This window comes from Nitrospiria bacterium (genome assembly GCA_035498035.1).
GTDB lineage: Bacteria > Nitrospirota > Nitrospiria > JACQBZ01 > JACQBZ01 > JACQBZ01.
Genome location: DATKAN010000015.1, coordinates 67178 through 89770, shown reverse-complemented (window position 1 = coordinate 89770; position 22593 = coordinate 67178). Strand labels below are relative to the sequence as shown.

Sequence of the window (22593 nt, the reverse complement as noted above, 5' to 3'; positions counted from 1 at the left end):
GGAAACGAGAATCGAAAAGCCCGCCGTTCTCGAACGCAGCCCGACCAGGATGACCATCACCGTCGGAATAAACAGAAGGACCAGGGCGGTTCCCAAATCCGGCTGTTTCAGCACCAGAAGCAGGGGCACGCCCACCCACAGGACGGGCACGAGGAACTCAAAGAGGCTCAGGCCCCGGGAAGGGGTTCGATTGGAGAAATATCTCGCCAGGACGATAATGACGATCAGCTTGATCCACTCCGACGGTTGCACGTCAAAAAAGCCCAGCGATATCCAGCGGCGGGCGCCCATGCCGGTTCGTCCGACCAGGAGAACCAGGAATAGCAGAAGGACGCCGGCCGCATAGAGAAAGGTGCCGTAGCGCGCGATCTCGTGGTAGTCGATCCAGGCCGCGATGAAAAAGACGACCAGCCCGAGCAGGATCCAGATCACCTGTTTGGTATAGATCGCCCCGTGGGCCTTGGGGGCGACGGAGTAGGTCACGGTGTAGATCGACAGGACTCCCAGACTCAGGATCAGGAGCACCACGACGACAAACCACGCGTCAAAGCTGTTGATGATTCTCCGGCCGATCATTTTTCAGGTACTCCTCAATCACCCGCTTGGCGGGGGGCGCGGCGGTTTCGCCGCCGTGGCCTCCGTGCTCGACCAAAACCGCCACCGCGATCCGGGGGTCTTCGACCGGCGCGAAGGCGATAAACCAGGCATGGTCCTGCAGCTCCTTGGGCAGGGACTTGGTTTCGACGCCCGCTTTTTCCTCAACCACCTGGGCGGTCCCGGTCTTACCCGCGATGGTGACGAATTGCGACCGGGCGGAAGCGCCGGTGCCGTGCGGTTCCGAGACCACGCCGCTCAGGGCCTGGCGGAGGGCGGTGTAAGTTTTCTTGGCCAGATCCACCCGGCCAAGTTCCACCGGTGGAAATTCATAAAGCCGTCCGGTGGCCCGGTCCCGGATCGCTTTGATCAGGTGGGGCTGGAAGCGGGCGCCCGACATGGCCACGGTTCCGATGAGATCGGCCAGTTGAATCGGCGTCACGGTGACGAACCCTTGTCCGATGGCGGCCGACAGGGTTTCCCCCGGATACCAGGGTTCCCCCTTGGCGCGGAGCTTCCATTGAGAGGTGGGGATCACGCCCGATTTTTCGGAGGCCAGCTCGACCCCGGTCGGCTGGCCCAATCCGTAGCGAAAGGCATAATCGGCCAGGCGGTCGATGCCCAGCCGCCGACCCATTTCGTAAAAATAAACGTCGCAGGACTGGACGATGGCGGAATGCAGATCGATTATGCCGTGGCCGCCCCGTTTCCAATCCTTGTAGACCCGTCGGCCGAAGGGCATGCCCCCCGTACAGAGGATCGGCTCCTCCGGCGTGACCTCCTTGGTTTCCAGCGCGGCGGAGGAGACGACCAGTTTGAATGTGGAGCCCGGAGGATACTGGCCCTGGATGGCCCGATTGGTCAGGGGATGGCCCGGGTCGGAGGACAGCGCCTCCCAGTCGGCGGTCGACAGGCTCTGCGAAAGTTGATTCGGGTCAAAGGCGGGGTGACTGACCATGGCCAGGATCTCGCCGTTACGGGGATCGATCGCCACGATCGTTCCGGCGTTTTTTCCCAGGGCCTCCTCGGCCGCCTTTTGGACGTTCAGATCGATGGTTAAATAGACGTCGTCGCCCGAAGCGGGTTCCTGGACGCGGAGGACCTTCATTTCATGGCCCACGGCGTCCACCTCGATGATTTTCTCCCCGACCTCTCCGCGAATTTGTGTGTCGTAGGTCTTTTCAATGCCGCTCTGTCCCACGGAGGTTCCGGGGAGGGTATCCTCGTTTCCGGACTCCTGGAGCTGCGCCGGGGAAATCTCTCCCACATAGCCCAGCAGATGGGCCGCCAGGGGTCCGTACAAATAGTTGCGTTGGGGTTCGGGGACCAGGATCGTTCCGGCCAGATCCAGACGGTGGGATTCGATCAGCGCCACTTCTCTCAATGACAGCCCCTCTTTGACCTTCGTCGGCATGTAGGGAACGTTGTTCTTGCGCGAAGTGATCCGCCGTTCCAGCTCGCTGCGGTCCACCTGAATGAAGCGGGCCAACTGGTCCAGCACCCCTTTCTTGTCCGAAATGTCCTCGGACACCAGATAGAGATTAAAACTCGGCACGTTATTGGCGAGCAGCTCGCCGTGTCGGTCGAATATCAAACCGCGGGGAGGTTGAATGTAAACCACCCGGACGCGGTTGTTCTCGGACTGTTCCTTGTAATAACTCCCCTTGGTGATCTGCAGGTACCAGGCCCGCAGGAGCAGGGCCGCAAAGATCGCGACGATCCCGACCATCAAATAGACGAGTCGGTTCTGAATTTCCCGGGGATTATCGGAAGAGGTATCAAGATCCATGGCTTAAATTTCAATCGACATTGGGTAGGAACGGGGGACTTTCCGACCACGGCTGCCGGACCGGCAGCCGCCGGATGACCACCCAGAACACCGCGCCCCCTAAAACACCATTATACAACGCCTCGGGCAGCAACGTCCAACGAAAGGCCTCCATGAAATGGATCTCGCCCACCACGAGTTGATGAAACCAAAAGCCGATGATGCCGGTGATCAGGGACAACAAGACCACCAGTCCCATGGTCAACGCGCCCGTCGCGTTGAGAAAAAACCTTCCCAGCAGTCCGGACAACAAGCCCGCCGCCGCTTTCGAGGCGATTTGGAGACCGAAGGGCCCCCCCGAAAAGAAATCCATCAAGGCCCCCATGATCCATCCGATCATCAGACCCTTCATCTCTCCGGCATAGAAACCCGTGAAGTAGATCAAAAGCAATACCAGATCCGGCCGGATGGCATGCATGCCGACGGCCGTAAGCCAGGTGGTTTGGACCGGGATCAACACCAGGGCGATGAGCGTGTAAGTCCATCGGTTCATTTCTTGTTTTGCGAGCCCTCCGACGCAGGTGAACCCGGCCGGCCGGCGGGCGGGATACGGTCCTCCAGGGCGGTGACCACCAGGACCTCTTCCAATTTTGAGAAGTCCACGCTGGGAATCACCTCGGCTTGCTGGAAAAGGTCCAGTTCCTTCTTCGTGGCGCGGCCCAGGGTGCCGATCAGGAGCCCTTTCGGAAAATATCCCGTCAGGCCGGACGTCAGAACGAGGTCGCCTTCCTTGAGGTCCGCCAGCAGGGACAGGTATTTGATGCGGGCGAGGCCTCTTTCCGTGCCCTCCACCAACCCCTCGTCCCGTGTGCGTTGAATCAGAGCCGCGACGGCGCTGTTTCGATCGGTGACCAGGAGGACCTGCGACACGGTCGGGTCGGCTTTGATCACACGGCCCACGACCCCGACCGGGGTGATGACCCCCATGTCGATCGCGACGCCCTCGCGGGTCCCCTTATCGATCATCAGCGTCCGGTACCAGTTGGACGGATCGCGTCCGATCACGGCGGCCACCAGGGTATGGAAGGCATTCGTCCGTCTGAAATTTAGGAGTTGTTCCAATCGCTCGTTGGCCTGGGCGGCTTCTTGGAGTTGAAGGGTTTCGTTTTGCAGCCGGGCCAGGTCGCGTTTTAAAGTTTCGTTTTCCCGTTGCACCGAGATCAGGTTGATGTAGCCGTTCCAGAGGCCCCCGATGCCGTGGGCCGTCCACGTCAGGCCTTTCTGCAGACCGGAGATCAGGAACACCACGGGACGGCCCAAAAAATAAACGGGGCGTCTTTGCAACTCCGGAAATAGGAGCACGGCGACCAGAAGGACCGTCAGGAAAAGAATGATGAACCGTCTGTAATTTATAATTTGCCGAAGCATGACCTCATAAACGGCATCCTTGTTGGAGGAGTCGTCTCGACTGGGCGGGACCTTACAAATCCTTCCGTTTCATACCAACCCTTGATTTTTTCAGGCGGCTCGAAAAGCTCCAGATGCCCCCTCCGGGGACTTCCAGCATTTTCATGACTGGAAGGGGGTCGCCATGCCGCAGGGACCGTGGAGACCGGAGCGTACTTGAGCCGTACGTGAGGATCTCCGAGGGACCGAGAACAAAGCAGATGGACTTTTTCAGCAGCCTGTTACTGGGACATGATGGTTACTTTTTTCAGCAGGTCGAGTTCGTCCAGCACCTTGCCCGTCCCCAACACGACCGTCGTGAGGGGGTTTTCAACCGTGATGACCGGAAGGTTCGTCTCTTCGCGAAGACGGATGTCCATGCCCCGGAGCAGCGATCCCCCGCCGGTCAGCACGATTCCGCGGTCGATGATGTCCCCCGCCAATTCGGGCGGCGTGTTCTCCAGCGCCACCTTGATGGCGTTCACGATGGCGCTGATCGGCTCGGACAAGGCCTCGCGGATCTCGCTGTCGTCCATCACCAGCGTTTTTGGAATTCCCGAGATCAGATCCCGTCCCTTGATCGTGATCGTCTTTCGTTCCTCCAGCGGGAAGGCCGATCCGATCTCGAACTTGATCTGCTCCGCCATCGGCTCGCCGATGAGCAGGTTGTATTTCCGTTTGATGTAATTCATGATCGCCTCGTCCATCTTGTCCCCCGCGACCTTGACGGACTCGCTGTAGACGATCCCGGCCAGGGAGATGACGGCCACGTCGGTCGTTCCCCCGCCGATATCCACCACCATGTTTCCGGAAGGCTCGGCGATCGGCAGTCCGGCTCCGATGGCGGCCGCGACGGGCTGTTCGATCAAATAGACCTCCCGCGCGCCGGCCAGCTGCGCCGAGTCCCGAACGGCGCGCTTTTCAACTTGCGTGATCCTTGAGGGAACGCCGATCACGATTCGGGGACGGACAAAGGTGCTGCGGTTGTGGGTCTTGGTGATAAAATGACTGAGCATTTTTTCCGCAATCTCGAAATCGGCGATCACGCCGTCCTTCATCGGTCGGATCGCGACGATGTTACCGGGCGTTCGACCCAGCATCTTCTTGGCCTCGGCCCCGACGGCCAGGACCTTGCTGGTCTTCCGGTCGATGGCGACGACCGAAGGCTCGTTGATGACGATCCCCTTGCCTTTGAGATAAACCAGGGTGTTGGCCGTGCCCAGATCGATGGCCAGGTCGTTCGAAAACCAGCCCAGAATGTTGTCTACAGCACCCACACAAACCTCCTCTCAAAATAGAATGTTCTCTCCCGTCCCTCGGCGCGGGGATGCCCTACCCGCCAGGCTCGCGGGTCGCTCCTGGAAAATCCCCCGCGCGGACCGATCCGGGCTCGATCACCTGGGTTTTGGCGATCTCGTCTCCCAGGCGGTGTCCCAGCGGATTGCCGATGACCAGTAGCGCTTCGATCAGGACAACGCCACCCCCCAACAACCAGCCGATAAAAGGGATCAGCAGGCAGAGATAGGCCGCGGAAAAAGGAATATTGCGCAGAATGGACTCCCGGAAAGAAACCGCCGTCCCTCTCTCGAACCGAAGGGTCTGCAAACCGATCAACCGCTTTCCAATGCTCTGTCCCTGGAAAAGACCGTCCGCGATCAAAAGATAGGTCATCCCGGCCATAAAACCGACCGGCGGGATCAGGCGGGCGAAGGCCGCGACGATCAGGAAGTCTATGAACTTCGCGATAAAACGGTGAACCACGTCCGCTTTCGGGAGCCCTTCCGCCGAACCCGGAAGTTGGTCATCCACCTCGGCCACGACGATCCATCTCCTGGAATTCTATGCGATGCCCTATGATTTCCCGCAACAACTTATTATATCAGATCGGGGCTTTTTTTCAAGGCGACCCGTTGCAATTCTATTAAAAAAAGCTTATGATGAGTTCCAAGTTTTGGGGGTCGTATGCTGAAGTTTTTACGCAAAGGCGCGGTTGAAAACCCATGGATCTACCGCACCATCATGTTTCTGATCGCCGCGACCTTTGTGATCAGCATGGGGTGGTGGGGCTTCTCGGGCGCCTCCCGGGAGCCTTATGTGGCCCAGATCGGTCAGGTTCGGATTACGCAGGCTCAGTACAACCGCTACAAGGAGAATGCCTACCGGTACTACCGGGAGATTCTGAAAGAAAACTTCAAAGAGGATCTGGTCAAGCAACTCGTGATCAACAGCGTGGTCGAACGGGAGCTGTGGTTGAAAATGGCCCGGGAACTCGGGCTTTCGGTCGGGGTGGATGAATTGCGGCAGAGCATTACCCAAGACACCGCGTTTCACGACGAGCAGGGACGTTTTGATCCCGACCGGTACCAGTTTTTCCTGTCGCGCAGTCACACGGCGGCCGATGAATACGAGCAGTCCATCCGGCAGGACCTGCTGATCAACAAGGCCAAGCGCGTCCTTCAGGACGGCATCGTCCTGACGGCCCAGGAGACCGCGGAGGCGAAGGCGGCCGTTCCGAATCCGCCGGCGGACCCGAAGGCGACGCCCGAGAAACGCCTTGAGCAGGAGACCAAGGCGGTAGAGGACGCCCTCGTTCGAAAACAACAGCGGGTCCTGATGTCCGCCTTGAACCGTATGCGGGCTGCGACCAAAATCGAGATCAAGAGCCAGGCCCTCTGATTCAGGTCCCGAGGTCGGCGATGGATTGTTGATAGTCCTTGTCGACCTGGGTCAGACCGATTCCCATCCCGCTTTTCTTGGCCAAACGCAGCAGACTCGGAGAAACCTGCCGGGCCCACATTCCGTGTCCCGTCATCAAAAGAACACGATGATCCGGACGGGTCAGCTCGATCCGGAGATGGACTCCGGGCTGGAGCACCGTGTTCGATTTGATGAACATCCCGCCGGAAGATACATCCTCGGTAAATCCCAGCTTGTCCGGACGGTCCTTGCCGAACTTCACGAACCGGCGCTATCCGTTTCGGTTCCGGCCCCGTTTCTCCATTCCGTCCCCCCGGGGTGTATACCGAAATTCGCTGCGAATTATACACGGACGAAGCCTCGATCACAACCCTCGCGGCCTCCCGGGCCTTTGACAGGGGGGTTAAAATACGGTATCGTTACTTAAAGGCTCGGAGGTGGACAGACCATGCCGGGGATGCAACTGCGCGGAAAAAGCATTACCGCCGTGGCGCGGGACGTCGCGGAAGGATTTTTTACGATCAACCCGCTGGCGCTCAAGAAGTTCGACTCCGAAGGCGTCAAGGCGCTTTACCACCAACTCCGGAAACTCCAGAAGGAAGTCCGCGGAGAGAAATTCCCCCTTCACGATACCCTGGCGGTCCGGAATCGCAACACCCGTCTCCAGCGGCTCCACAGCGCCGTAACCATTCTTGAACACACGGCCAAGGAACGAAAAATCATTTTGTGATCCCGCCCTATTCTCGGACCACGTAAGCCGTCAGGTGCTCCCGTCCGGATAATCGAGCCGTCATTTCTTGAGCCGCCTGCCGTTGCGTAAAATGCCCGACCCGGACCCGGTACCAAGTCCCCCGCTTCGGGACGACGTGGGGGAGGATGAAAACCGAATAGCCCTTTCGCCGGAGACGGCCGGCCATGGACTCGGCGGTCGCCCGGTCCCGGGTGGCGGCGATTTGAACTGTATAGCCGGTCGACGCTTTCTTGGGAGGGGGGACGGCCGGGCCGCGTGAAGGGGTTTCGGAGGATGTCGTCGTCTTCGCGATGAAGCCCAGATGCGGCGTGCCGCGCTGCTCTAGGGTGTCGTAGAACGTGAAGGTCTCGGGGGCGGGCGCCGGCACCCCATTATCCGCTGGTGGAACCGGCGGCGCGGGTCGGACGCTCGATTTTCTTGGAGCGGCCCCGTCCGGCGGTTCGGAAGGAGCGCTTTGAACCGGCGAGCGTTGTTCCAGAAAAATGAGGACCGCCACAAGCAAAACGGCCGTGGCGACGCCGCCCGCCAGGAACAGAAACAGCCGGCCCCGCGAAACTGCCCGCGACTTAAATCTTCGATTGACGCGTCTCATGAAAGGATCAGCATTGCATCGCCGTAACTGAGGAAGCGGTAGCGTGACCGCAAGGCCTCGGCATAGGCCTGCCGGATGTACGGTAGCCCGGCAAAGGCCGAAACCAGCATCAATAAGGTGGACTTGGGAAGGTGAAAGTTCGTCACCAGGCCGTCCACGCACTTGAACGAATAACCGGGGGTGATGAACAGAGCGGTCCAGCCCGACCGGGCTTGAAATGATCCGGAGTCCCGGATCGCCGATTCCAGGACGCGCGTGGCCGTCGTGCCCACGGCCACGATCCTCCCCTTTCGGCGACGAACCTCCTCCAAGACCTCGACCGCCGAGGGGCCGATATCATACCACTCCGAGTCCATTTGATGCCTACGGATGTCCCCGCAACGGACCGGCCGGAACGTCCCCGGGCCGATGTGCAGCGTGACCGAAACCACGTTCACGCCGTGCGCGCGGATCCGGTCGAGAAGGGTCTCCGTAAAATGGAGGCCGGCCGTGGGGGCGGCCACCGATCCGGGGGCCGCGGCGTAGACCGTCTGGTATTGCTCCCGGTCCTCCGCCGCAGGACTCCGTCGAATATACGGAGGGAGGGGCGTATGGCCCAGCCGGGCGATGATCGACGCCACGGCTTCTTCGCCCATCCATTCCAAAATCTTTCGCCCGTATCCGAGGTCCCGGCGGACCACGGCCGTTTCTCCCGTGCCGAACCGGATCGCCTGTCCCGCGTGGACCGATCCGCGGAGGAGGACCTCCCATTGTTTCGGCCCGTCCGCCTCCCGGAGCATCAGCACCTCGATCTTCCCTCCGCCGGGCATCTTGCGGCCCGGCAACCGGGCGGGAATGACCCGCGTGTCGTTGACGACGAGCACGTCCGAGGGCCGCAGGTAATGCACCAGATCCTGGAACCGACGGTGTTCGATCCGTCCCGTCTTCCGGTCCAGGACCATCAGGCGGGCTTGATCCCGGTCGGCCGATGGAACCTGCGCGATGAGGGATTCGTCCAGCGGGTAATCGTAACTGGAGAGTCGGTATTCGCCAGGCGGGGCTTTTGGTATCATGGAGGCGGCTCGACCACGGTGACGGACGAATAGGGCGCCACGAGGACGCCCGGATAATAATATTTCAGGATCCGATCATACTTGTATCCCATCTCGGCCATCTCCTTGGCGCCCCACTGACAGAGCCCCACGCCGTGGCCGTACCCGTGGCCCCGGAGCTGGACTTCGCGACCGATCTTCTCGATCCGAAAATGGGCGCTGGGCAGCTCCTGGTATCCCAGGATGCGTCGGAGGTCCCCCGCCTTGAGGATCAGTTCTCCCCGGGAATGGATCAGTCGGATCTGGCTGATCCGCCCGGCCTCGGTCCAGCGGAAGGGGGTGATCGAAGCGATCGTTCCGATGGAGTAGCCGGCCGTCGAAAAGGCTTTTTGGACGGTGTCCATCGGAATGGACCGGTTCCATTGATAGTAAGGCGAGTTCTGGTCGAAAGGACAACTCACCCCTTTGAGATACGGGAGGTCCATTCCCCAGACTTCGGCGGCGTTTTCGGTCGGGCCGGCCGAGGTGGAATGATATGCGGACAGGATTAACTGTCCTTCATAGGTCAGGACCAGCCCCCGGGTTTCGGCAACGGCCTGATTCGTCACCGGGTCTTCCTTGTCCCGGCCTTCGTACACCTGATCGGCCGTCGTGGCCTGGACGTCGTAATCTTTTCCCAGGTTGAGTTGTCGCTGGTAGAGCGCATAGGTCCGTGAAATGATCGCCTGCACCTTCAGGACCTCCGGATGCCATTTGGATGAGATCTCGATCGGCACCACGCCCTTGAGATAGTCTTCGAGGTCCAGCTCGTTGATCAACCGAATCTTATCATGGTAAAGGGCGATGTGGAGGATCCCGCCGACGTCCCGATCGTCGATGCGGATCGCTCCGCTCCCGGAGGAAGCGACCAGCTCGCGCCGGTCGGTGGGCTCGTTCTGGATGATCAAGCCCTGCGGCCCTGCGGCGATCACGACGGAGCCTTTGAACCCCCCAGCGACCGGCCGTCCGTCCGGGTCCGTGAGCGTCAGGTCCGGACTACCGGCAATCGTTACCGATGGAGGATCGGGGGCGAGGAGGACCCGGATCGATTCGCCCGCGAGGACCGGGCATGGAGAGAACAGGCCGGTGATCATCAGGATGATCGCCGCGGTCTTCCTTCGGATTTTTCGTTCCGGTCGTGTCGTCCGAATGATAAGGAACACCGCTTCACCGACGGGTTAACAGCCACAGAATGAGGGAGAGGATCAGGCTGATCAGTAGGCCTGAGGTGAGGGGAAAGAAAAAGCTGAAATTCTTCCGCTCGATATAGATGTCCCCCGGCAGGCGGCCCAGCCAGCCCAGGCCCGGAGTTTTTCCGACCCAAACCAGCACGCCGCCGATCAAAACAATGACCGCCCCGATGAGGATCAGAAACCGTCCAAGAGCACCAAGATCAGACATTACGGCATTCGGTAAAATAAGCGGATGGCCGAAGGCGGAGCGCCCCACCTTGCACAGCCGGGGTCCCTACACCGGGCGGGGCTGCGAGCACGGCGGGGCTGTCGCAGGACAGGATCCGCTTTTGAAGTAACAGGTGATGTTCGATCACAAAGCGGCCTGGATCAGCTTCTCCGCAATCTGAACGGCATTGAGCGCCGCTCCCTTTCGCAGGTTGTCCGCCACGATCCAGAGATTCAGCCCCGATTCCACCGAGGCGTCCTCCCGGATCCGGCCCACATAAACTTCGTCGGTCCCGGAAACCTCCAGCGGCATCGGGTAGACCTTGCGCTGCGGGTCGTCGAACACCATCACCCCCGGCGCGGTCGCCAGCAGCGCGCGCGCTTCATTGGCCGAGAGCTTTCTTTCGGTCTCGATGTTCACCGATTCGGAATGGGCCCGAAAAACCGGAACGCGCACGGTCGTGGCCGAGATCCGGATCGTGTCGTCTTCCATGATCTTCCGGGTCTCGTTCACCAGTTTCATCTCCTCCGAAGAATTCCCCTGAGCGTCGAAGGAGCCGATCTGCGGGAGCAGATTGAAGGCGATCTGGAACGGATAGACGTGGCAGACGGCTTCTTGAAAGGAGAGAAGGGACCGCGACTGATCCATCAGCTCGTCCATCGCCTCTTTGCCGGTCCCGGAAACCGATTGGTAACTGGACACGACGATCCGTTTAATCCTTGCGGCGTCGTGCAGGGGTTTTAGGGCCACGACCATCTGAATGGTGGAGCAGTTGGGGTTGGCGATGATGCCGTGATGCCGAAACGCCGCGTCGGGATTCACCTCCGGGACGACCAGCGGCACGTCCGGCTTCATCCGCCACTCGGCGGAGTTGTCGATGACGACCGCGCCGGCGGAGGCCGCCATCGGGGCATATTCCCGGCTGACCTCCTCCCCGGCCGAGAACAGCGCGATGTCCACGCCGCTAAAGGCCTCCTTGGTCAGGAGCTTGACCGTCAGGCTCCGGTCCCGGAAGGTCAATGTCTCGCCCGCCGTACGCTCCGAGGCGAAGAGACGGAGCTCCTCCACCGGAAATTTCCGTTCCTCGAGGACCTCGACCATCTCCTGGCCGACGGCCCCCGTAGCCCCGACGACGGCGATGACATATTGATCTTTTTTCGTTAGCATGGATATCGATTCCTAAGCACTCTGACTCACAACGGCGGTGAGGTATTATAGAAAATAAACAGCGCGGAGCCTGTCTCCGCGCGGAGGTAGATTCCGCGCTGTGAAGTCAAGACCTACGCTTTCATGAGTTGCTTGACGACCAGTTCCCCCATCTCCTTGGTGCCGACCAGTTTAGTTCCGGGCGATGCGATGTCGCCGGTGCGGTAGCCCTGGTCCAGAACACCGAGCACGGCCGCCTCGATCTCGTCCGCCGCCTTTCCCTGATCGAAGGAATAGTTGAGCATCATCGCGGCCGAAAGGATGGTCGCGAGCGGGTTGGCCTTGTTCTGCCCGGCGATGTCCGGCGCGCTTCCGTGAATCGGCTCGTACATCGCGGTGCGGCCTCCGAGACTGGCCGATGGAAGCATCCCGATCGAGCCGGTCAGCATCGCGGCCTCGTCGCTCAGGATATCGCCGAACAGGTTGGTCGTCACGATGACGTCGAACTGCTTCGGGTTTCGAATCAACTGCATCGCACAGTTGTCCACGTACAGATGCGACAGCTCAACGTCCGGATAATCCTTGTGGACCTCGATTACGACCTTGCGCCAGAGCGCGGAAGACTCCAGGACATTGGCCTTGTCGACCGAGGCGACCTTCCGACGGCGCTTGCGCGCGGCCTCGAAGGCCACCCTGGCGATCCGCCCGATCTCCTTGGTCGTGTAAACCTCGGTGTTGATCCCCCGTTCTTCGTTTCGATACGGTTTGATACCGCGGGGCTCCCCGAAATAGATCCCGCCGGTCAGCTCGCGGACGACCAGAAGGTCGGTTCCCTCGATGACCTCGCGCCGGAGGGACGAAGCCTCGATCAACTGCGGAAACGGTTTGGCCGGGCGAAGATTCGCGTAAAGTCCGAGTTGCTCCCGCAAACCCAGCAGGGCCTTCTCCGGCCGGGTGGACGAATCCAGGCCGTCCCATTTCGGTCCTCCGACGGCGCCCAGCAGAACCGCATCCGCCTTTTTGGCGGCGGCCAGCGTCTCCTCCGGCAGGGGGCGGCCGTGGAGATCGATTGCGCCGCCCCCGACTACGGATTCGTGAAAGCTAAACGCGAGCCCGTGAAGACGGCCGATGGCCTCCAGGACCTTCACCGCCTCCGGGACGATCTCTTTACCGATCCCGTCGCCCGGCAACACCGCAATCGTAAAACTTCGCCTCATCGTTTCCTCGGTTGATTTGAGGACCCGTTCAGTATAGTGGAATACGGCATTTCAAATCAAGCCGACTTTGCCGCCGGTCTGGCCCTTTTTCGTTTTCCAGTAGGCGAGCTTGTTCAAGGCGTTGAGGTAGGCCTTGGCCGAGGCCACGATGATGTCGGTGTCCGCGCCGTAGCCCATCACGTTCTTGCCTTCCTCTTCGAGACGCACCGTAACCTCGCCCAGCGCGTCCGTGCCGCCGGTGATGGCCGCTACGACGTAAGACAGAAGACGGCTCTTCGTCTGGGTGATGGCCGCGATCGTCTTATAGGCGGCATCCACCGGGCCGTCCCCCTTGGAGACGTTCTGGATCGACTGGCCGTTCACCGCCAGCTCGACCGTGGCGGTGGGTGTCACCTCGCTCCCGCTTTCGACATGGATCCTCCGAAGGACATACGCCTCCGGGATCTTGGAGAGCTCCTCGCTCACGATCGTCTCGATGTCTTCATCGAAGATCTCCTTTTTCTGATCGGCGAGGCGCTTCATCCGCTCGAAGGCCGCGTTCAGTTCCTCTTCGGTCAACTGGTAGCCCAACTCCTCCAGGCGTTTCTTGAGCGCATGGCGGCCGGAATGCTTTCCCAGCACGAGGTGGCTCTGGCCGAGACCGACCGAGGCGGGCGTCATGATCTCGTAGGTCATCTTTTCCTTGAGCAGTCCGTCCTGATGGATGCCCGATTCGTGCGCGAAGGCGTTGGCCCCCACGACGGCCTTGTTCGGCTGGACCATCATGCCGGTGATCTTGCTCACGAGCCGGCTGGTCTTGGTGATCTCCTCGGTATGGACCCGTGTGTCGGCCCCGAAGAGATGGCGGCGCGTCCGCAGGGTCATCACGACCTCTTCCAGGGAAGCGTTTCCGGCCCGCTCCCCGATTCCGTTGATCGTGCATTCGACCTGACCGGCCCCTTCCGCGATCGCCGCGAGCGAATTGGCCGTGGACAGGCCCAGGTCGTTGTGGCAATGGACCGAGATGACGGCCTCGTTGATGTTGGGCACGCGCTCCCGAATCCTCCGGATCAGCGATCCGAACTCATGCGGGACGGCGTAGCCGACCGTGTCGGCGATGTTGACCGTCCGCGCGCCGGCCGCAATGACGGCTTCCAAGACCTCGCACAAATAGGTTTCATCCGATCGGGTCGCGTCCATCGGCGAGAATTCCACGTCTTCGACATAACCGCGCGCCCGCTCGACCAGCTCGACCGCCCGCTTGAGCGCCTGTTCGCGGGTGAGCCGGAATTGATGCTTGAGATGGATATCGGACGTCGAGATGAAGGTGTGGATCCTCACCTTGGGTGCCCCCTTGAGTGCATCCCACGCGCTGTCGACGTCTTCCGCCTTGGCGCGGGCCAGGCTGGCGATCACGGGCCCTTCCACTTCGTGGGCGATTCGTTTGACCGCTTCGAAATCGCCGGGGGAGCTGAAGGCGAAGCCGGCCTCGATGATGTCCACGTGGAGCCGGGCGAGTTGCTTTGCGATCATCACCTTTTCTTCCACGTTCATGCTCGCCCCGGGCGACTGCTCGCCGTCGCGCAGGGTCGTGTCGAAAATTTGGATCATCCGTGTCATCGTATTCTCCTGGTTCATTGGGCCTGACTCATACACGTGTTTCTTCGTCCGTTACCTCCGGCGGGTCCTGTCCTTCGGCAGCCCCATCCGTCCTCACTCAGCGTCCTTCTAAGGGTTGCAGGGGAACCACACGAAAAACACCTTGGCCTTTCCGTTGCGGTCGGATGGCGCGCCCCGCCCGCGGCCACCCGCCTCATGTTACGTCCTGTGGGTCCCGTCCTTCGGATTAATCACAGGCCGTTCGGCCCAGCGCCGGACGGCCATAAGATCAAATAAAAAAGCCCTCGTCTCTGCCGCACCGGATTCGTGCGACGCAGGGACGAAGGCCTGTTTGCCCCGTGGTACCACCCTGATTTAGGAAGGCAGCGATAAGTCCAACAGGACGAATGCGACCTGTGCTGCGTTCCCCTTGATTCGGCCCTTCACGCGGGCAAGGCGGCGCCGATTACTTTTCGTTCACCGACGCGGCTCCGAGGCGAGTTCGGTCCGTTATTTCGACCTACTACTCCTCTTCACAGCCGTTCAACATGAAATATTATGGCAGGAAGTTCTTCGATCTGTCAAGTCCCGTGTCCTGTCGGCGGGACCGAGGAGGGGGTGCGTGGAGGGGCCGGGTGCTTGAGCATTTTCCGGATCATCGCCGTGAGCGGCCGTTCGATCACCCCGGAGAGCGCAAACCCCGCGAACAGGACGAACAACATAATTTGCGGTTCGGCCGCGAGAATGATCAGGAGCAAGACGGCGGAGACCAGGACGTGAAAGGGTTTCCGGCCCCGCAGGTGAAAATCCTTGAAGCTCCGATACCGAACCGTGCTGACCATCAGAAAGGCCAGCGAGTAAATCAGTCCCAGGATCAGCAGGGGCTTTATCTCGGTCCCCATCCGAAGGATATGGTGGTCCAGCACGACCAGCGAGGCGATCACGCCCGCCGCGGCCGGGATCGGAAGACCGACGAAATGCTTGCTTTCGGTCGTTCCGACCTGGACGTTGAACCGCGCCAGCCTCAGCGCTCCGCAGGCCACGAAAAGAAAGGCCGCGACCCAGCCCACCCGTCCGTAGGTGCTCAAGGCCCAGGAATAGATCAACAGACCGGGGGCGAGTCCAAAGGAGACGAGGTCGGCCAGCGAATCGTATTCCACGCCGAACCGGCTGGTCGTCTTCGTCAGACGGGCCGATTTGCCGTCCAGGATGTCGAACGCCATCGCCACCAGGATGGCCATGGCGGCCAGCAGATAGTCGGCGTTGAAGACCGCGATGAGGGAGTAAAAACCGCTGAAGAGGTTTCCGGTCGTCAACAGGTTCGGAACCAAGTAGATGCCGCGTCGAAAATCTTTCATTTTAAGACTCCTATGATGCTTGAACCGCCTTTGACTTTCTGTCCGAGGCGGACTTTGATCTCCGTCCCAAGGGGGAGAAACAGGTCCGTTCGGGAACCGAACCGGATCATTCCGAAGCGGCTTCCCCGGGCGACCTCGTCGCCCTCTTTCACCCAGCAAACGATCCGTCGCGCGACCAGTCCCGCGACCTGAACAAACGCCAGCTTCACCCCCGAAGCGGTTTCCAATAGAACGGCGTTCTGCTCGTTCTGAGTCGAGGCCAGGTCCTTGTTCGCGGCCAGGAATGTTCCGGGCTGGTACTGAATCGCCCGAATCCGACCCGCGAAGGGAATCCGGTTTACGTGGACGTCGAACAGGTTTAAAAAGATGCTGACCTTGATCGCCCGATCCTTCAGAAACCGTTCCTCTTTGGCCTCGGACAACCCAATAATCTTACCATCCGCGGGAGAAACGATCAAGTTTTCGCCGGTGGGAATGCTTCTTTTGGGGTCTCTGAAGAACCAGAAAACCTGAAGGGCCAGGGCAACCATCGGGACGGTCAGCCAGACCACCTTCAGCAAGGCCACGGCCACGGTCAGGACCGTCACGCCGATTAGAAACGGCCGCCGTTCGCGAGCTACCGGTGACGGATCTTGGGCCACGATACGGTGTGGGATCCTCCGCCCTAATTTTTATCTTTGTCGACGAGCCGGTCTTTTTTCAGCCAGGGCATCATGGCCCGAAGCTTGCTCCCCACGTCCTCGATCGGGTGGGCGGCGCCTTTTTTCAGCAGGGCGTTGAAGACGGGACGCCCGGCCTTGTTTTCCAAAATCCATTCCTTGGCGAAGCCTCCGCTCTGAATTTCGTTCAGGATGCGCTTCATCTCCTGACGTGTTTCATCCGTGATGATGCGGGGACCCCGGGTGACGTCGCCGAACTTGGCCGTGTTGCTGATCGAGTAGCGCATGGTCGAAATCCCGCCCTCGTAAATGAGATCCACGATCAGTTTGACCTCGTGGAGGCATTCGAAGTAGGCCATTTCGGGAGAATACCCGGCCTCGATCAGCGTTTCGTACCCGGCCATGATGAGCGAGGTTAATCCGCCGCAGAGCACCACCTGCTCCCCGAAAAGATCGGTTTCACACTCCTCGCGAAAACTGGTCTCGATCACCCCGGCCCGCGTGCCGCCGATGGCCTTGGCGTAGGCCAGGCCCACTTTTTGAGTATCCTTGGAAGGATCCTGATGGATGGCTAGGAGCATTGGCACGCCGCTGCCCTTGCTGAACTCGGATCGCACGAGATGACCCGGGCCTTTGGGCGCGACCATGAATACATTCAGGTCCGGCCGGGGCACCACCTGACCGAAATGGATGTTAAAGCCGTGGGCAAACGCCAGGTAGCCCCCTTTTCGGAGGTTGGGTTCAATCTCGTCCCGGTACAGGTCGGCTTGGAGTTCGTCCGGCGTTAAGATCATGACGATGTCGGATAATTTCGCCGCCTGCCCGGGGGGGACTACTTTGAATCCGGCCCGCTCCGCCTTGTCCCAGGAACGTCCCTCCCGAAGACCCAGAATGACCGCAACGCCGTTGTCCTTCAGGTTATTGGCATGCGCATGGCCCTGGCTTCCGTAGCCGATAATGGAAACCGTCTTGCCTTTCAGTTGTTTCGGGTCGGCGTCCTTGTCATAATAGATCTTCATCGTGTTTTCCTTTGTTTTTTGCCGGAGATTCTTTGCTCAGGTTCCGTACCGTTTTTTTTCTTGAGTTTTGTCCTGGACCGCGGCCTTGATCTCTTCCCGGGCAATGGCGATTCGGCCGGTCCGGACCAGGTCTTTGATGCCCAGAGGCTTGAGCAAATTGATGATGGCCTCGATCTTGTTGGTGTCCCCCGAGATCTCGATCGTATACGTCGTCGGGGTGGAATCGATGACCCGGGCCCGGAAGATATCCGTAATGCGCAGGGCCTCGGCACGGTCTTCCCCTTTGGCGCTTATCTTGATCAAAACCGTTTCCCTGGCCACAAACGCGCCCTCGGTCAGGTCGACCACCTTGATCACATCAATCAGCTTGTTGAGCTGTTTGATGATCTGTTCCACAATCCGGTCATCGCCCCGGGTGACCAAGGTCATCATGGATACGGTGGGATCGATGGTGGGCCCCACGGATAGACTGTCGATGTTAAAGCCCCGCCCGCTGAATAAACCGGCCACGCGGGACAGGACCCCGAACTTGTTTTCGACCATGACGGAGATGATGTGTTCCATCTGTGCCTCGGTTCCGATTAAGGATTTAAGCCGTCAGGATTCCTTCCTTTTCACCGTTTCCGGCCTTCTTCGTCTCGGTCTTCTCTTTTTTCTGAAGTTCCGGCGGATCTTCCAGGATCATTTCGTTATTCGCCCCGCCGGCCGGGATCATCGGGTAACAATTTTCGAAAGGGTCCACCTGAAAATCGATGAGCACCGGCTTGTCGATCTTCAGCGCCTCCTTGATCACCCCGTCCACTTCCTCCGGTTTGGTGGCTCGGAGACCGACGGCGCCATAAGCATCCGCCAGTTTCACATAGTCCGGATGGTTTCCCAGGTAACTGGAGGAGTAGCGACTGTTGTAGAACAGATCCTGCCATTGACGAACCATGCCGTGGAAACCGTTGTTGACGATCGCCACCTTGACCGGGAGATTGTAATCCATGGCCGTGGCCAGCTCCTGTAGATTCATCTGGAAGCTCCCGTCGCCGACAATGCTCAGGACCAAGCGGCCGGGAAAAGCCCTTTGGGCTCCGAGAGCGGCCGGAAAACCGAAACCCATTGTGCCCAAACCACCCGAGGTAAGCCAGGTCCGCGGATGGTCCAGTTTAAAGAACTGCGCCGCCCACATTTGATGCTGGCCGACATCCGTGGACACAATGGGGTTTTGATCCTTGGTGAGCTCATACAAGCGGTCGATCAGGTAGGCCGGTTTGATCTTCGGGGCCCCGTCCTGTTTGTACGTCAAGGGGTGTTTTTTCTTCCATTCTTCGATCTGGTTCCACCACGGCTTGAGTTCCTCCTTGCGCCGGCCGTCGACAGAGGCCCGGAGATGCTGGCTGAGTTCCTTGAGGACGTTTTTCGCGTCGCCCACGATCGGAATATCGACGTTCATGATTTTTTGGATCGAGGTCGGATCGATATCAATATGGACGATCTTCGCGTGCGGCGCAAATTCAGACACCTTGCCCGTCACCCGGTCGTCAAATCGGGAGCCGACGGCAATGATGAGGTCCGAATGATGGATCGCCATGTTCGAGGTGTAGCTGCCGTGCATTCCGAGCATTCCCAAAGACAGGGGATGGGTTCCGGGGAAACTTCCGAGCGCCATCAGCGTCATGTCGACCGGGATCTGAGTCAGCTCGGCAAACTCCCGCAGTTCTTCAAAAGCGTTCGAGAAGACCGTCCCCCCGCCGACGTAAATGATGGGTCGCTTCGCTTTTAAGATCGCATCGGCCGCCTGTTTAATTTGCCATTTGTGCCCCTCGTAAGTGGGATTGTATCCTCGGATGTACACTTTTTCCGGGTAGTTGAATTCGGTTTGATTCATCGAGACGTCCTTGGGAATATCCACCAGAACCGGGCCGGGACGTCCCGTGGTTGCGATGTAGAAGGCCTCTTTAATGGTCTGGGCGAGATCGTTCACATCCTTGACCAAGTAGTTGTACTTGGTGCAGGGCCGGCTGATCCCGACGTTGTCGGCCTCTTGAAAGGCATCGTTGCCGATGAGGCTGGTCGAGACCTGTCCCGTAAAGACCACCAATGGAACGGAGTCCATATAGGCATCCGCGAGTCCGGTGACGGTGTTCGTCATGCCCGGCCCGGAGGTCACCAACACCACGCCGGCTTTTCCGGTGGCCTTTGCATAGCCTTCGGCCATGTGCATCGCGCCCTGTTCATGTCGAGTCAGAATGACCGCGGGGTCCTTGTAATCGTACAGGACATCAAAAATCTTTAAAACCACGCCGCCGGGCAGGCCAAAAATAACCTTCACCCCTTCTTTTTTCAATGACTCAACAAAAATCTGAGCGCCGTTCAGTTTCATACAAGTCTCTCCTCGGTGACCGTCTCTTACACGCCGGATCGTGTCGGATGGCCATTATCTATTCCATCGTAAACTATGGGAAAATGAGATTTTCAATTTACCACAAGGGTTTGGGGCTAGTCAACAGCAATGTTTTTAAGCCGGATTTTAAAGGAATTAAGGGGCGGGGGGCGTTTCAAAATGGTCACCCTTGTAGATGACCTCCGTGCTCTTAACGATTTGTGCGGTTGCGGTGGAATCCTGGACCGCGATGACCTGGAGCTCGCCGATAACGCGTCGAGGAAGTCGAACCCCCCCTCCGGGAGAGATAAAAGAGGTCTTTTCCCCCTCGCGGTCGATTCTGAAACGGTCCCCCGAGTGAACCCCTTGTTGCCGGCCTCTATCCAGATAAACTACGTCAAACTGGGCCTGCGAAGCCCGATTTTCTTTGGCCTCGACAATGAAGCCGTCGAGTTGGCCACCCGGGCTCGTATAAGTGTTATGTTCGGCCGTTTCCCCCTCGGTCGATGCCGGCATCACGAAATCGCCCGGTTGGATATAGTCGTACGAAGTGAGCACCTTGGAGGTCACGGTTTTCTCCTTCGGGTCTGCGCCGGTAATTTTGGTTTGGCCCAGGATCCGAATCAGTTCACCCATGTACGTCCCCGTCTTGGGATGGTAGACCTTTCGAACCGCACGGTAAATAGTATATTGATCGCCGATTCGAGGCGCAGAGCCTTCCTTTGGGAGTAAATAAGCCGTGTCGCCTTCCCCGATTAATTCGCGATTATTCATGGCGCCGACCACAGTGCCCGCAGACCCTTGACCGGACAAGATGTACCCGCTCGCCGCAAGGAATTTCATTTCGATTGGCTCGGCCGCGGGGACGGGTTGTTCATGAGGGGCGATCTCGACTGGCATTTCGGCCTGTTTGGCAGGTGCCGCCGCTTCCACCCCTTCCTTTTCTTCCTTCGGGGGAGGTGCAGTCGCGGGCTGCGGAGTAACAACCGGGGCCTCGACCTTGGCTTCTTCTCCGCCGGGCAGCACGATCACGTTTCCAGGATAGATCAGGTCGGGGTTGATAATGTACTGGTTATGATTCCAAACCTTCGGCCACAGGAAGGAGTCTTGTAAAAAAGTGTTGGTAATGTCCCAAAGGGTGTCCCCTGGCTTCACGGTATATTTTCCCGGACCGGCGGTGGTTTCAGGAACGGTCACGGTTCCGGGTTCGGAAGTAGGCGCTTTTTCTTGGGGCGCGGAGGTTTCTTGAGTGGTGGCCGGTGTTTCTTGAGTGGTGGCCGGTGTTTCTTGAGTGGTGGCCGGTATTTCCTGAGTAGTGGCCGGTGTTTCCTGAGTGGTGGCCGGTGTTTCCTGAGTGGTGGCCGGTGTCTCTTGGGTGGAGCCTTGATCATTGGAAGTAGCGGTGGAAGGGGTTTCTTGGCCCCATCCGGTCGAATCAACCGATGGTGCCGTCACCAGGATCACCCCGACAAAAGTAAAGAAGCTAAGCCACCGTCGACCAGAGTACATCATGCAGTAAGCTGCCCCTAATTCGGATAGGATACCGGCCTGATCTTTTGACAAACAGCCGTAAAATTTAGATTACCAGATTGTCCGCAAATGTCAAGGGGAAACGGCTGGGATGCCTTGACTCACCCTATTGAATCCACTATAGTGGCACACAATCTATGGTTGCGCACTGCCTTCAAGCCGTCCGGAATCTACTCCACGCCCTCGTCGTAATATCTCTCGCAGGGGTCCTGCTTATTGGATGTAGCGGGAAAAGTAAAATGGTCACGGCCATCGTCATCAATCCCGAGCAGCCGTCCATCTTATTCATCGCCACGAACGATTCGGTGTATAAAACCCGCGATGACGGCGCGACCTGGGTGCCGGTCACGGAGGGTTTGAGCAACGCCCGGATCCTTTCACTGGCCATCCATCCGATACATACCTCGACCATTTATGCGGGGACCCTCGGAGACGCCGTCTATCGAAGTGTGGATGGAGGAAATCGGTGGTCCATCATTAACGCCGGGCTCAAAGAGCATGTCACCGTGGTCAACTCTTTTGTTTTTTATCCTCGGGATCCCGAGACCATCCTGGCCGGCACAACGGTCGGTTTTTTTAAAACCATCAACGGGGGCATGATGTGGGACGAGATGTCCAACAAGGGAATGGACAGCGTTTACATTGTTTCGGCCGCCCTGGATCCTACCGACACGAATATTTTATATGCCGGTACGAGCGGCGGCGTTTACAAGAGCGTCAACGGTGGAATGACCTGGCGCGAATCGAACATCGGCCTCATGCGCATAGAACCCGGATCCGCGCTATCCTTGGGGGTCAATTCTCTGGCCATGGATCCTGTGAATTCGAAGACGCTCTACGCCGGAACGACTCGAGGGGCCTTCAAGACGATCGATGGCGCCGCAAACTGGATAAAGATTCAGGAAGGCATCGGTGAGCGATTTATTGCGGCGATCCTCATCCATCCCACCGTGAATACGACCTTGTATGCCGGGACCGAAGCCGGGGTTTACAAATCAACCGATGGAGGCGAGCATTGGGCAACCTTCAATAACGGGCTTTCCAATCTAAACATCCGTTCCCTGGCCTTGCATCCGAAGGATCCCAACATCCTGTATGCCGGGACCCAGGGCGGACTTTTTAAAACGATGGACGGTGGCGGACACTGGACCGAGTTGACGATTACACCGAAAAAGTGATCTAAGGGGTTTTGTGCCTTTCCCAATTTACGATTCGTAAATAGTTGCCAGGGGAAACTCCTTTGGCGGGAAATTTCTGGTGCCGAAGGGGGGATTTGAACCCCCACGGGGTCACCCCCACTACGCCCTGAACGTAGCGTGTCTACCGTTCCACCACTTCGGCATACAGAAAGGAGGCCGTCATGTATTCGGGTCCGCCCGGTTTGAGATCCCGTATCGTA

Annotated in this window: 22 protein-coding genes, 1 tRNA gene and 1 pseudogene; 3 read left to right on the top strand and 21 right to left on the bottom strand. The window is 59.0% G+C overall.

The window, feature by feature from the left end; all coding sequences use genetic code 11:
* The 6 genes from VMN77_02450 to VMN77_02425 all read right to left on the bottom strand — a co-directional run.
* A partial coding sequence (locus VMN77_02450; protein HTN42636.1) for an FtsW/RodA/SpoVE family cell cycle protein occupies nucleotides 1–576 on the bottom strand: 576 nt, incomplete at its 3' end.
* A complete protein-coding gene (mrdA, locus tag VMN77_02445) occupies nucleotides 545–2383 on the bottom strand; it encodes a penicillin-binding protein 2 (GenBank protein ID HTN42635.1) in 1839 nt (612 codons plus the stop codon). The genes mrdA and VMN77_02450, both read right to left, overlap by 32 nt.
* Before the next feature lie 10 nt (nucleotides 2384–2393).
* Complete coding sequence (gene mreD / locus VMN77_02440) at nucleotides 2394–2915, bottom strand: rod shape-determining protein MreD (GenBank protein HTN42634.1); 522 nt, start codon at nucleotides 2913–2915, stop codon at nucleotides 2394–2396.
* Nucleotides 2912–3790 carry a rod shape-determining protein MreC gene (gene mreC, locus VMN77_02435; protein ID HTN42633.1) on the bottom strand — a complete coding sequence of 293 codons (879 nt, stop codon included), beginning with the start codon at nucleotides 3788–3790 and terminating at the stop codon, nucleotides 2912–2914. The genes mreD and mreC overlap by 4 nt, the downstream gene beginning before the upstream one ends.
* A 260-nt stretch (nucleotides 3791–4050) precedes the next feature.
* A complete protein-coding gene (locus VMN77_02430) occupies nucleotides 4051–5085 on the bottom strand; it encodes a rod shape-determining protein (protein ID HTN42632.1) in 1035 nt (344 codons plus the stop codon).
* Between the two features lie 55 nt (nucleotides 5086–5140).
* Nucleotides 5141–5626 (bottom strand): RDD family protein, encoded by a 486-nt coding sequence (locus VMN77_02425; GenBank protein HTN42631.1) that lies wholly within the window; start codon nucleotides 5624–5626, stop codon nucleotides 5141–5143.
* A 144-nt stretch (nucleotides 5627–5770) separates the two neighbouring features.
* Here VMN77_02425 and VMN77_02420 point away from each other — a divergent pair, with 144 nt between their 5' ends.
* Nucleotides 5771–6484 (top strand): SurA N-terminal domain-containing protein, encoded by a 714-nt coding sequence (locus VMN77_02420; protein ID HTN42630.1) that lies wholly within the window; start codon nucleotides 5771–5773, stop codon nucleotides 6482–6484.
* 1 nt (nucleotide 6485) lies between these two features.
* Here the strand turns inward: VMN77_02420 and VMN77_02415 are convergent, their stop codons facing one another.
* Nucleotides 6486–6767 carry a PilZ domain-containing protein gene (locus tag VMN77_02415; protein ID HTN42629.1) on the bottom strand — a complete coding sequence of 94 codons (282 nt, stop codon included), beginning with the start codon at nucleotides 6765–6767 and terminating at the stop codon, nucleotides 6486–6488.
* A gap of 186 nt (nucleotides 6768–6953) precedes the next feature.
* Between VMN77_02415 and VMN77_02410 the strand changes: the two genes are divergently transcribed.
* The gene (locus VMN77_02410) at nucleotides 6954–7235 is read left to right on the top strand and encodes a hypothetical protein (GenBank protein HTN42628.1); all 282 of its coding nucleotides are present in this window, start codon (nucleotides 6954–6956) and stop codon (nucleotides 7233–7235) included.
* A gap of 7 nt (nucleotides 7236–7242) precedes the next feature.
* Here the strand turns inward: VMN77_02410 and VMN77_02405 are convergent, their stop codons facing one another.
* The 13 genes and pseudogenes from VMN77_02405 to VMN77_02345 form a co-directional block, all read right to left on the bottom strand.
* On the bottom strand, nucleotides 7243–7848 hold the full coding sequence (locus VMN77_02405) for an SPOR domain-containing protein (protein ID HTN42627.1): 606 nt from the start codon (nucleotides 7846–7848) through the stop codon (nucleotides 7243–7245).
* Nucleotides 7845–8900 carry a tRNA preQ1(34) S-adenosylmethionine ribosyltransferase-isomerase QueA gene (gene queA / locus VMN77_02400; GenBank protein HTN42626.1) on the bottom strand — a complete coding sequence of 352 codons (1056 nt, stop codon included), beginning with the start codon at nucleotides 8898–8900 and terminating at the stop codon, nucleotides 7845–7847. The genes VMN77_02405 and queA overlap by 4 nt, the downstream gene beginning before the upstream one ends.
* Nucleotides 8897–10081, bottom strand: a complete 1185-nt coding sequence (locus VMN77_02395; protein HTN42625.1) for a SpoIID/LytB domain-containing protein — start codon at nucleotides 10079–10081, stop codon at nucleotides 8897–8899. The genes queA and VMN77_02395 overlap by 4 nt, the downstream gene beginning before the upstream one ends.
* A gap of 4 nt (nucleotides 10082–10085) precedes the next feature.
* A complete protein-coding gene (locus VMN77_02390; protein HTN42624.1) occupies nucleotides 10086–10319 on the bottom strand; it encodes a DUF2905 domain-containing protein in 234 nt (77 codons plus the stop codon).
* A gap of 144 nt (nucleotides 10320–10463) precedes the next feature.
* The gene (locus tag VMN77_02385) at nucleotides 10464–11486 is read right to left on the bottom strand and encodes an aspartate-semialdehyde dehydrogenase (GenBank protein ID HTN42623.1); all 1023 of its coding nucleotides are present in this window, start codon (nucleotides 11484–11486) and stop codon (nucleotides 10464–10466) included.
* 113 nt (nucleotides 11487–11599) lie between these two features.
* Entirely contained in the window at nucleotides 11600–12682 is a 1083-nt protein-coding gene (gene leuB, locus VMN77_02380) for a 3-isopropylmalate dehydrogenase (GenBank protein HTN42622.1), read from the bottom strand.
* A 51-nt stretch (nucleotides 12683–12733) separates the two neighbouring features.
* A complete protein-coding gene (locus tag VMN77_02375; GenBank protein HTN42621.1) occupies nucleotides 12734–14281 on the bottom strand; it encodes a 2-isopropylmalate synthase in 1548 nt (515 codons plus the stop codon).
* A gap of 560 nt (nucleotides 14282–14841) precedes the next feature.
* Nucleotides 14842–15618 carry a CDP-diacylglycerol--serine O-phosphatidyltransferase gene (pssA, locus tag VMN77_02370; protein ID HTN42620.1) on the bottom strand — a complete coding sequence of 259 codons (777 nt, stop codon included), beginning with the start codon at nucleotides 15616–15618 and terminating at the stop codon, nucleotides 14842–14844.
* Entirely contained in the window at nucleotides 15615–16259 is a 645-nt protein-coding gene (locus VMN77_02365) for a phosphatidylserine decarboxylase family protein (protein ID HTN42619.1), read from the bottom strand. The genes pssA and VMN77_02365 overlap by 4 nt, the downstream gene beginning before the upstream one ends.
* Before the next feature lie 23 nt (nucleotides 16260–16282).
* Nucleotides 16283–17308: pseudogene (ilvC, locus tag VMN77_02360) on the bottom strand (ketol-acid reductoisomerase).
* Nucleotides 17309–17332: 24 nt separating this feature from the next.
* Nucleotides 17333–17860: an acetolactate synthase small subunit gene (gene ilvN / locus VMN77_02355; GenBank protein ID HTN42618.1), complete on the bottom strand. Its 528-nt coding sequence runs from the start codon at nucleotides 17858–17860 to the stop codon at nucleotides 17333–17335.
* A gap of 25 nt (nucleotides 17861–17885) precedes the next feature.
* Complete coding sequence (ilvB, locus tag VMN77_02350) at nucleotides 17886–19664, bottom strand: biosynthetic-type acetolactate synthase large subunit (GenBank protein ID HTN42617.1); 1779 nt, start codon at nucleotides 19662–19664, stop codon at nucleotides 17886–17888.
* A 156-nt stretch (nucleotides 19665–19820) separates the two neighbouring features.
* Nucleotides 19821–21176: a LysM peptidoglycan-binding domain-containing protein gene (locus VMN77_02345; protein HTN42616.1), complete on the bottom strand. Its 1356-nt coding sequence runs from the start codon at nucleotides 21174–21176 to the stop codon at nucleotides 19821–19823.
* A gap of 257 nt (nucleotides 21177–21433) precedes the next feature.
* On the opposite strand from VMN77_02345, the gene VMN77_02340 reads away from it, so the two are divergent.
* A complete protein-coding gene (locus VMN77_02340) occupies nucleotides 21434–22372 on the top strand; it encodes a hypothetical protein (protein ID HTN42615.1) in 939 nt (312 codons plus the stop codon).
* Between the two features lie 77 nt (nucleotides 22373–22449).
* On the opposite strand, the gene VMN77_02335 is transcribed toward VMN77_02340, so the two are convergent.
* A tRNA-Leu gene (locus tag VMN77_02335) sits at nucleotides 22450–22535 on the bottom strand.
* Between the last annotated feature and the right edge of the window lie 58 nt (nucleotides 22536–22593).

Coding starts and splice junctions, on each gene's coding strand:
- mrdA (HTN42635.1), bottom strand. CDS start 2,383: ATGGATCTTGATACCTCTTCCGATAATCCCCGGGAAATTCAGAACCGA.
- mreD (HTN42634.1), bottom strand. CDS start 2,915: ATGAACCGATGGACTTACACGCTCATCGCCCTGGTGTTGATCCCGGTC.
- mreC (HTN42633.1), bottom strand. CDS start 3,790: ATGCTTCGGCAAATTATAAATTACAGACGGTTCATCATTCTTTTCCTG.
- VMN77_02420 (HTN42630.1), top strand. CDS start 5,771: ATGCTGAAGTTTTTACGCAAAGGCGCGGTTGAAAACCCATGGATCTAC.
- VMN77_02410 (HTN42628.1), top strand. CDS start 6,954: ATGCCGGGGATGCAACTGCGCGGAAAAAGCATTACCGCCGTGGCGCGG.
- VMN77_02405 (HTN42627.1), bottom strand. CDS start 7,848: ATGAGACGCGTCAATCGAAGATTTAAGTCGCGGGCAGTTTCGCGGGGC.
- queA (HTN42626.1), bottom strand. CDS start 8,900: ATGATACCAAAAGCCCCGCCTGGCGAATACCGACTCTCCAGTTACGAT.
- VMN77_02390 (HTN42624.1), bottom strand. CDS start 10,319: ATGTCTGATCTTGGTGCTCTTGGACGGTTTCTGATCCTCATCGGGGCG.
- VMN77_02385 (HTN42623.1), bottom strand. CDS start 11,486: ATGCTAACGAAAAAAGATCAATATGTCATCGCCGTCGTCGGGGCTACG.
- leuB (HTN42622.1), bottom strand. CDS start 12,682: ATGAGGCGAAGTTTTACGATTGCGGTGTTGCCGGGCGACGGGATCGGT.
- VMN77_02375 (HTN42621.1), bottom strand. CDS start 14,281: ATGACACGGATGATCCAAATTTTCGACACGACCCTGCGCGACGGCGAG.
- pssA (HTN42620.1), bottom strand. CDS start 15,618: ATGAAAGATTTTCGACGCGGCATCTACTTGGTTCCGAACCTGTTGACG.
- ilvN (HTN42618.1), bottom strand. CDS start 17,860: ATGGAACACATCATCTCCGTCATGGTCGAAAACAAGTTCGGGGTCCTG.
- ilvB (HTN42617.1), bottom strand. CDS start 19,664: ATGAAACTGAACGGCGCTCAGATTTTTGTTGAGTCATTGAAAAAAGAA.
- VMN77_02345 (HTN42616.1), bottom strand. CDS start 21,176: ATGATGTACTCTGGTCGACGGTGGCTTAGCTTCTTTACTTTTGTCGGG.
- VMN77_02340 (HTN42615.1), top strand. CDS start 21,434: ATGGTCACGGCCATCGTCATCAATCCCGAGCAGCCGTCCATCTTATTC.